The organism is Bythopirellula sp. (genome assembly GCF_041737835.1).
GTDB lineage: Bacteria > Planctomycetota > Planctomycetia > Pirellulales > Lacipirellulaceae > Bythopirellula.
This window is the reverse complement of the sequence record NZ_JBGSQY010000016.1, coordinates 1-1,506: the sequence shown is the minus strand read 5'-3', so window position 1 is coordinate 1,506 and position 1,506 is coordinate 1. Positions and strand designations below refer to the sequence as shown.

The 1,506-nt window shown below is 55.3% G+C and carries 2 protein-coding genes; both read right to left on the bottom strand.

Going from position 1 to position 1,506, the window contains the following annotated elements; genetic code table 11:
* Positions 1 to 404 precede the first annotated feature (404 nt).
* Complete coding sequence (locus AC6T8Q_RS03420) at positions 405 to 1,352, bottom strand: DUF1501 domain-containing protein (RefSeq protein ID WP_500677744.1); 948 nt, start codon at positions 1,350 to 1,352, stop codon at positions 405 to 407.
* On the bottom strand, positions 1,250 to 1,506 hold a 257-nt coding region (locus AC6T8Q_RS03415; protein WP_500677743.1), incomplete at its 5' end, for a hypothetical protein. The genes AC6T8Q_RS03415 and AC6T8Q_RS03420, both read right to left, overlap by 103 nt.

Here is a 1,506-nt window from a genome sequence, read left to right as displayed (position 1 = left end):
CGTGCGATCTTGCTTTTGTTCGGCCTTGCGAGGTCCGGGACACAATCGATCTCCACGCGACCGCCCCTTCCCCCGCCGGCCAGCAGAGGAAGCAGCAGCTTTCATTGAACCAACTTGAGAACCTTTTTTGAACATACAAGCGACTCTACCCAGAAACGACATAACCCTAGCTGGGGCAAGGTTTATGTCAACGATCGGCGTCAGTTGGCAGTCACCGACAGATTGGAGGCAAGAGGACACCATTAGAACTTTTTCTGACCGGGGTCAGTGGCTTTGCAACCACAACTTCTTCCCTGATTCGATCGCTGGGCTCACTGGGGTGAAGTTCCGTTTGAACTTCGCAATTGAATTCGGGTTGAGACAACCGGAGGACGTGAGAGCCCTCAAATAGAACAGACAACTTCTCACGCAATGATGTCGCTGATGACATTACCCTTTACATCGGTGAGTCGGAAATCGCGGCCAGCGTGTCGGTGGGTGAGCGATTTGTGGTCCAGGCCCAGAATGGCCAGCATGGTGGCGTGGAGGTCTGCGATCTGGACCGGGTTCTCAACGGCTTCGTAGCCGTAGTCATCGCTCCGTCCGTAAGCGATGCCGGGTTTCACACCGCCGCCCGCCATCCACATCGAAAAGGCTTTTGTATTGTGATCGCGACCTTCCTGACCTTCGGCGTATGGCGTGCGACCGAACTCGCCAATCCAGACAACCAACGTGTCTCTTAAAAGGTCTCGTTGGGCCAGATCGGCCAGTAGCGCGGCGATCGGTTGATCGACCTCATCACAACTCTGCTTGAGTTTGGCGTTGAGATTGAAATGATGATCCCAGTTGCCATGAGTGATCTCGACAAAGCGCACGCCTGCTTCGACCATGCGCCGCGCGAGCAAGCATTTGCGCCCCATATCGTCGCACTGAGCTGATCCAATGCCATAAGCCTGCTGAGTCGCTTCCGTTTCACGAGACAGATTCAGTACATCCGGCATTTCTCGCTGCATGCGGAATGCCAGTTCGTAGGATTGAATCACGCCATCCACGGCTGGATTGAATGAGTCGCGGTTCAACTTTTCGCGGTTGAGCGACTGAATGAAATCCAATTCCTTTCGCTGATCGACATCGGTCCGTTTGGCGGTCAGATTCGCGACGCTTGCGTATCGAATTGGGCGATCACTTTGTCCGACACGCGTTCCCTGATAGACGGCTGGTAGAAACGAACTGCCATAGTTCGTCGCTCCACCAAAGCCGCTCGGAGGCGTCAGACTGACAAATCCTGGTAGATTCTGGTTTTCGGTTCCCAGCCCATACAAGGTCCATGCACCGAGGGACGGTCGAACAAACTGCGCGGTGCCGGTATGCAACTTAATGTAGGCCTGCCCGAGAGATCGAGCACGATTGGCCCCCACCCTGGTACTGTCATCAACCCGCCGGTGTAAGCCACGATGTGGACCGTCGGCTGTTTGCCGCTGGCCCGAATCTCGACCTCGGCGGCCGAGAGAATCAATTCGTCAATCG